The sequence below is a fragment of the Pseudomonas sp. 18173 genome (assembly GCF_050432945.1).
Taxonomy (GTDB): domain Bacteria; phylum Pseudomonadota; class Gammaproteobacteria; order Pseudomonadales; family Pseudomonadaceae; genus Aquipseudomonas.
The window spans coordinates 1-7,657 of the sequence record NZ_JBKFTN010000050.1; the positions used below are offsets into that span (position 1 = coordinate 1).

8 protein-coding genes are annotated in these 7,657 nt (G+C 60.7%); all 8 read left to right on the forward strand.

The window, feature by feature from the left end:
• Positions 1-743: DUF2345 domain-containing protein (locus ACLD1X_RS28665; RefSeq protein ID WP_429373605.1), on the forward strand; the 743-nt coding region annotated here is incomplete at its 5' end.
• Positions 740-1,540: a DUF4123 domain-containing protein gene (locus ACLD1X_RS28670; protein WP_429373607.1), complete on the forward strand. Its 801-nt coding sequence runs from the start codon at positions 740-742 to the stop codon at positions 1,538-1,540. The genes ACLD1X_RS28665 and ACLD1X_RS28670, both read left to right, overlap by 4 nt.
• Positions 1,537-2,067: a DUF3304 domain-containing protein gene (locus ACLD1X_RS28675; RefSeq protein WP_429373609.1), complete on the forward strand. Its 531-nt coding sequence runs from the start codon at positions 1,537-1,539 to the stop codon at positions 2,065-2,067. Before ACLD1X_RS28670 ends, ACLD1X_RS28675 begins: the two co-directional genes overlap by 4 nt.
• Positions 2,055-4,376 carry a T6SS phospholipase effector Tle1-like catalytic domain-containing protein gene (locus ACLD1X_RS28680; RefSeq protein ID WP_429373611.1) on the forward strand — a complete coding sequence of 774 codons (2,322 nt, stop codon included), beginning with the start codon at positions 2,055-2,057 and terminating at the stop codon, positions 4,374-4,376. The genes ACLD1X_RS28675 and ACLD1X_RS28680 overlap by 13 nt, the downstream gene beginning before the upstream one ends.
• A 43-nt stretch (positions 4,377-4,419) precedes the next feature.
• Positions 4,420-4,935, forward strand: a complete 516-nt coding sequence (locus tag ACLD1X_RS28685; RefSeq protein ID WP_429373620.1) for a DUF3304 domain-containing protein — start codon at positions 4,420-4,422, stop codon at positions 4,933-4,935.
• A gap of 28 nt (positions 4,936-4,963) precedes the next feature.
• Positions 4,964-5,221, forward strand: a complete 258-nt coding sequence (locus tag ACLD1X_RS28690) for a PAAR domain-containing protein (RefSeq protein WP_429373614.1) — start codon at positions 4,964-4,966, stop codon at positions 5,219-5,221.
• Entirely contained in the window at positions 5,218-6,369 is a 1,152-nt protein-coding gene (locus ACLD1X_RS28695; protein WP_429373616.1) for a hypothetical protein, read from the forward strand. The genes ACLD1X_RS28690 and ACLD1X_RS28695 overlap by 4 nt, the downstream gene beginning before the upstream one ends.
• A 1,035-nt stretch (positions 6,370-7,404) precedes the next feature.
• Positions 7,405-7,657, forward strand: a 253-nt coding sequence (locus ACLD1X_RS28700; RefSeq protein ID WP_429373618.1) for a hypothetical protein, incomplete at its 3' end; no start/stop codon positions are given.

The window sequence follows — 7,657 nt, forward strand, 5'->3', positions numbered from 1 at the left end:
GCAGCATCCGGGGTGGCAAAGGCCTGTTCATCACTGCCGATGAACAGACCAAAGCCTCGGGCGATGTGCTCGACATGGGCCCGGCCACCCGCCAGATCGAAGGCGCCCGGCAGCAAATGGCCCAGTGGCAGGAAATTGCCCAGGCCCATAACAGTCGACCACCTGCCATTGAGGGGCTGCAGCAGTTCCAGGCCGACGCCAATGACCTCAAGGCCCCGGCCATGCTGTTCAGCGCCCCCAGAGGCATCGGCGTCCTGACGCCAGCCAGCTTGCTGTTCAAAAGCGGCCAGGCGCTGTACCTGCAAAGTAAAGACGAACTCAACCTGGCTGCCGAGCAGCACCTGTCGGCACACGTCAGGAAAAGCATTTCCCTGTTGAGCCAGGAAGAAGGGATGCGCCTGGTTTCCGGCAAGGGGCCGCTGGAAATGGAATCCCATGGGGATTTGTTGAGTTTGATCGCCCGCAAGGACATCACAGTGCAGTCGGTGGACGGGCATCTGCAGTTGACTGCACGCAAAAGCATCACCCTCGCATGCGGTGGCGCTTACTTGCGGATTACGGAGCAGGGCGTGATCCAGATTCACGGACCGGGCTTGATCTGCGTCAAGGGCAAGCACCGGATAAACGCCCCGACCAGTGAGGACTTTGCGCTTCCCGAATTGCCCGGTTCGGTGTGCAAGGACTGCCTGAAGAGGGCCCAGGCGGCCGCACTGGGCTTCGTACCCAGGAGGGCACAAGCATGACCTCTGTTCGCAGCGTTCCCTGGATCGAACTGCTGGAAGCTTGTTGTGCCCAGTCCACCCTTACCTGCCTGGATATCATCATTGACCAGGCCGGCGGCGACACGCCGATGCTTGGCAGCGTGCTCAGTGTCGAACCTTCGCTGCCCTGGCACTCGTTGTTCAGCGAGTTGCCGGAGGCCGGTGCCGAGGAGCTGGCGCCGTTACTGGTGCGGGTTGATCTGGCGATACCCCTGCAACGGCAATGGCTCATCGGCCTGATGCAAGCCCTGAAAGGGTGCTCGCAATTACTGGTGCTGGCCTCCAACTGGCCGTTCCAGGCGTTGGCCGAATACCTCGGTCGATGCCTGGAAGCACAGTGTGGCGGGTGTCCGGGGTTGCTGCGCTACTACGACCCGCGCCTGTTCCCGTTGTTGTTCAGCCATGTGCTTGAACCCAGTCAGCAACGACTTCTGCTACGCCCGGCCGTGTTCTGGAGCTGGCTGGATCGCGATGGCCTTCCCCAACGGTTGTCGGGAGTCTGCGATGAGCCTGTGTGGCCGGAAGACCGCCGCCCGATGGTATTGAGCGACAGTCAGCTGGAAACCCTTGGTTGCGCCAGTGAGGCCACCCTGGCGATGGAGATACTTGGCGAGGCATTGCCCGCGCAATTGAGTGCCGAGCAGCTGTTTCAGGCGTGCTACGCAGCCATGCTCGAGGCTACCCAGGCTGGATTGATTTCCGAGACTGAGCGTGAAGCCTACACCCTCGATCGGTTGCGCACCGCCTGCGCGACTCACCTCAGCGAAGTCAGGAAATGAACCTTATGTCCAAATCCATAAGCCGCAGATATCGCGTCGCCGTGCTTGGCATGTTTGTAGGCGTGTTGCTCGCGCAAAGCGCTCAGGCCGGAACGCTTGAGGCGATCAACCACACCCACTGGGCCATCAACCGCTTCAGCGTCGATGGCCGGTCGGGGATCGACATCATCGGGCCGTACCAGGGTGGGGGTGGGGGGTGTTGTTACAGCGCGCCGTCGCGCTGGCAACCGGGGATGACGGTGCGTGTTGATTGGGAAACTGGAGCAGGCAGCTCAAAAGGTTTCCCTGGCACTGGTGACTGGGCCAAATATTTGGCTTGGGTTGAAAAGATCGAAGCGCAAAGACGCAAGCACACCAAAGCCGTGCCCATCCCAGACTACACCGGCCAAAAAACCTGCGGCCTCACCGTGCACTTCCTGCCCTGCGACGAGCTCCAGGTCAGCACCTCCTGTTACGCCTACGGCAGCCCCGACTACCCGATCAAAACCCCATTGCACTTGCCGGAGCCTCAGTCATGTCCGAAGTGAAACATGCCCGCGTCTGCCATCCGCCAGCGTTCCCGCTTGAGGGCCGCTTGCCCCGCAGGGCGCTTCAGGTTCATCAAAACCTCCATCGCCAGCGCCAGCAGGAGCGTGACTACCATGACGCCCTTTGCCTGGCCGCCGGGCGCCGTGTGATGCTGCCGTGTTGCAAGACCTTGCACATCAGCCTGTTCTTCGACGGCACCGGCAATAACCTCAACCACGACCTGTACGTTGCCGTCCCTCCACACCCGACCAATATTGCCCGGTTGTTCCGCGCGACCATCGGCGACGGCCATGCTGGCGGTACTTCCCACACTGGCAGTAAGGCCCAGCGGCTGACCGATGCGGCGGGCACGGGGTATGGCCAGTACTACAAGTACTACATGCCCGGCGTAGGCACGCCTTTTGCGGAAGTGGGTGACCTGGATTACTCCTTCCTGGGGCTTGGCGGCGCCTGGTACGGCGAGGAGCGGATCAGTTGGGGCCTGCTGATGATCATCGACGCCCTGCGCCGTGCGTTGGGCCTGCCACGGCTGGACGATGCCAGCCTGCAAGCCTCGGTCAAGGCCATGGGCAGCTTGCCGGGGCTCGAATGGGCGAGTGCCTTCGGCAACCGCTACCGCGAATTCAACAAGCAGTTCGCGGCCATCGCCAAGCCGTTGCGCATAGCCTTGAGCCAGCCACAGCCCGGCATGTCGAAGCTGTTGGGTGTCCGCCTGTATGTCTATGGTTTTTCCCGTGGCGCGGCGGCGGCCCGGGCTTTTGTCAGTGGCTTGAACCAACTGTTGTCGCGTGAGGCGTCGACACCGGCGCTGACGCTGATGGATTTGACCTTGCCCGTCAGCGTGGAATACCTCGGGCTGCTGGACACCGTCGCCTCGGTGGGTATCGCCGATATCATGCCGGAGGCGAACGGGCATATGAGCTGGGCCGATGGCAATCAGCAGTTGCCTGCAGGCGAGTTGGTCAAGCGCTGTCTGCACCTGGTGGCCAGCCATGAGCAGCGGCTGTGTTTTCCGTTGGAATCGATTCGGCGCGAGAGCGGTGAATACCCGGTCAACAGTGAGGAAGTGATTTATCCGGGAGTGCACTCCGATCAGGGAGGGGGGTATCCGCCGGGGGATCAGGGGAAGGCCATTGGCAGGGATGACCGTCTGCTGCTGTCACAGATTGCTTTGCACGATCTGTATTCCGACGCTTTCGCTCATGGGGCTCCGTTGAAAGTACCGCCAATTTCCTTGCCAATAGAGTTGAGCCAACAACTTTGGAGGGCAATGGAATCAGAGGTGGAGATCGAGTTTGGTGTTTCTCCAGAGTTGGCCCACCGCTTCAATGCCTGGCGTCATGTCACCCTCGGTTTACCCCCTGCAACACAACCGCTCCCCGTTGAGCAGGTTGAGCGCTACCACCCCATTCCGGCCACCGACACCCTGGAACAAGCCGTACGCGACCAATTGGCCTGGATCACGGCCTGGCGCATCGACCGCTATGCCTTTGCCAGTCTGCTGGAGACGCCTTTCTATCTTCAGGCCAGCGATACCCAGGCCGATGAAGCCGTGCGCAATAAGGACGAGCAAGAGCGCGACAAAATACAAGCGGCCGTCGAAACACGCCGCAAACAGCAACTGGCCCGAGAGCGTATTCCCGGTACGCCGAAAACGCCGCTGGAACCCGGCCCCAAGGATTTCGACGCCGACATGGCGCAAACCCAATTGCGCGAAGCGGCCGAAGAGTTCAGTGCGGACTACCGCAGCATTGGCGTACAGCCTTCCCCTGCGATGCGTGTGGCGCGCCTGGTGATCTTTCCGATGTTGCTCCCTAGTGTAATCACCGCCGTGGTGCGGGTAGAGCGCGAGCAGATGAAAGCGGCGGGACAACTGAAGGTCAGCCAGTTGTTCCCGCCACCGCTCTACGAGAGAAACCACCTCAATGAAAACTATCGCGGCAACGTCGAGGAAAGCCGCAACGCCACGCAACCCGAAGGACTGTTGCGCGCGCTGTTCGACGATCAGGTCCACGATTCTCGCGCCTGGTTTCTCTACAAGCGGTTTAGGCGAGAGCCCTTCGGCAGTTACTTCGGTGAACGCATGGTTTTTTTTGGTGACGTCGGCCGAAGGGATCTGGCGCTGTACGGTGAAAACGATGCCGCCACGCTGGCGGATGCCACTCCTCGGCCTGCTACGGATACTGCCCGTACGCAGCAGCCGCCACTGACGGATCCCGAACGCCTGGCACAGGTCCACCAAGCCATCGATGCGATCTGGGAAGACTTTTACGCCAAGGTCGGGGAGATGAACGATGGCAAGGCCTGATCCATTTGTTCAACACGCAATAAAAAGTACAACGGCCATGCGCATGCTCAATCCGTGCCTCGAAGTGCTGGGTGTCCTCGGCGGTCTGGTTGTCACCATGTTCGTGCAAGGCGCCCAGGCCGGCACCCTCGAAGCGATCAACCATACCCACTGGGCCATCAACCGCTTCAGCGTCGATGGCCGTTCAGGGGGCGACATTATTGGCCCGTATCAGGGTGGTGGTGGGGGGTGTTGTTACAGCGCATCGTCGCGCTGGAAACCGGGGATGATGGTGCGTGTTGATTGGGAAACTGGCGTGGCTTACTCCTATGACAATCCAGGTCTTGCGGACGAGGCAAAATACGATGCCTGGCTGGACAAAATCGATGCACAAAAACGCCAACACACCAAAGTAGTCCCCATCCCAGACTACACCGGCCAAAAAACCTGCGGCCTCACCGTGCACTTCCTGCCCTGCGACGAGCTTGAGGTCACCACCTCCTGCCATGCCTACGGCACCCCCGAATACCCGATCAAGACCCCGCTGCATTTGCCGCAGCCGCAGTCATGCCCAAATTAATCTGCATCAACAACCGAGAGGTGAGGCCATGAAGCCGGTAATACGTCAGGGAGACACGCTGCACGAATATGGAGGCGAAGTGCTGGAGGGGCTTTACGAGTGTTACGGCAAGCCCGTTGCCTGTCAGGGCCATGCCGTGCGCTGCGACCTGCACGGCCCGACCGAGATCGCCGAGGGTAGCGATCTGCTGCATTACGACGGTCGCCCGGCAGCACTGGATGGCCATCGCTGCAGGTGTGGATGCACATTGGTCAGCTCAATGCCCGATTCGCTGGTGGCCTCATGAATACGGCTCCCAGATTCGATCCCTATCCACTGCACCGTGCACCTAGTATTTCTGGCTGGTTTGCTATCGGTGCATTGTTGCTGGTACTGATCGTCACTTTTTTTGAGATGTTTGGCGAGCCGTTGGACTGGCGATTTTTTGGACATCCATATGGACTAATGATCCTCATATGGATTGGGTTGTTCCTATGGCTACCGCCATTTCTGTTTATCGTTTTGTTCTACCGACTCAATCGCCACAATGCGCAATGCTATGCCGAAACGTCCCAGCAGATACAACGAGACTGGTGGATACGACATCGCCAGACAGTGGCGCTGGTCGAAGCTGTATTGGTGGGGGGCGGCTGCGGCGATCCGGAGCACAGGCAAACCCTGTTCAATGCGGACCACCAACCTCCTGCGCCTGAAATCGCGCCGGACGGAGCGACGCTTCGCCTGCTCCAGGTGTTCGGTGACGATGTCGTCGAACGCGAACGGCAGTTGGCGAAGTTGCTGGTTTTACAGTGGCAAGCGCAGCGGCTTGAGACGGGGCCATTACAGCCGTTGGCTTGCTACTGGCAAGGGTCGCTGCCGGCTTGGCAGGCCTTTGTCGAGCAGATGGGGGAAACCTTTGCGCAGGTTCAGTTGCCCGAGCAACCCGAAACCTGGCAGGGGATGGGTAGCCTGGATTCGATCATAGACCGAACCCAGGGCGCTCCCGCAAACGCGCTAATTCTTTGTGCCGGTTGCCAATCCTTGTCACCTCGGCCGGACAGTCGCCTGCCGGCGGGGGAGGCCGCGGTGCTTTGGCTGTTCGGTCCGGAAGGTGACGTGCGCTTTTCTCGAGGCGAATGGTTCGACGCCAATACCGAACGCCTGCCAACGGTGGCTGAGCGCGCTCTGCAACAGAGCGAGATAACGTCACCCCCGAAAGTCTGCGTGTCGTTCTCCCAGCCGGATGCGCCAGGTCTGTCAGCCCACGGCTGGAACACCAAACAGAACGTGCAAGACGCCAATTTTGGCGACCTCGAAGGTTTGCAGGCCATGGTCGCTCAGACACTGGCCGCCTGGTACGTCAAGCAGCATCAGGTGCCGTGCGCCTGGTTGGCGAACGACCCTCATCACACCCTGGCCCTTGGAATTGTGAAACCCGATGACTCAATCAATTGAATCTCCGAAAGTCTCGCCTTGGGGGACGGCGCTATTGCTGGGTGTGGCCCTGGCTATGCTGGTCGCCTTGGGGTGTGTGATCTGGTGGTTGTGGGCTGGATCGCAATCATTGACGCGCAGCGTATTTCTGGATTTGCTGCTCAAGGGCGCGGCGCTCTGGGGCCTGCTGTTCGGCATGGCGGTGCTGTCTTGGCAGATTGTGCAAAACGGTATCCGCAAGCTTGTGAGCAGCTCCGAGAAGTTGCCACCCGCCCGTCCCGTCAAGTCGGATGCGCAAAAAAACCAGGCGAGGATGAGGGAATACCTGTGCGAGAACCACAGCCGCTTCTGGCGCTACAAGTTCCGCGTTCTGCTGGTCGTCGGCGAACCCGAGCAGATCGATGCCATCGCCCCGACCCTCAAAGACAAAAAATGGCTGGCAGGCCACGACACCCTCCTGCTCTGGGGCGGCAGCCTGCAGAACCCATTGGATGAAACCTGGCGCTCTCACTGGCACGGTCTGACCCGTTTGCGCGCGCTGGACGGCGTGATCTGGGCACTGAGCAAAGCGCAAAGCACCGACACCGCCACGATGGATACCGGCGTACGCCACCTGCAAGAGCTGGCGCTCAAGCTGCGCTGGCAGTTGCCGCTGCACCTGTGGCAGGTCTGCGACAGTCAATGGAAACAGGACCAGCGCACGACCCAGCCGGTCGGTTGCCTGTTGCCGTCACCTGCCACGACGCAGGCCCTGGAAACCTCGCTGGATAGCCTGCTCGACCCTCTGCGTCAGGAAGGCTGGAGGCAGATGCGCGACTCAGTGGACAACGATTTCCTCGTGCGCCTGGCCCGCGATCTGCAGGTCGAGGGCATTGCCCGCTGGCGTCAGGCGCTGGGACCGTTGTGGCGTGTGTTTGACCGGGGCGTGCCATTGCGCGGCTTGTGGTTCAGCCTGCCGTTGAAGGGTGGTAAGGAAAATGCCGATAACTTGTGGCACGTCACGNCTGGCGTCAGGCGCTGGGACCGTTGTGGCGTGTGTTTGACCGGGGCGTGCCATTGCGCGGCTTGTGGTTCAGCCTGCCGTTGAAGGGTGGTAAGGAAAATGCCGATAACTTGTGGCACGTCACGCCGCCGTGGGAAGGCGTGCTCAGCGACAAGGTGGTTCACCACCGTCGTCGCCTGGGCTGGGGCGCCGTGCGCATCGTCCACGCCACGGCCCTGACCCTGATCGCCGTGTGGGGCGTCGGTCTGTTGCTGTCCTTCGCCAGCAACCGCTTGCACATCACCCAGGTGCAGAGCGCCATCACCT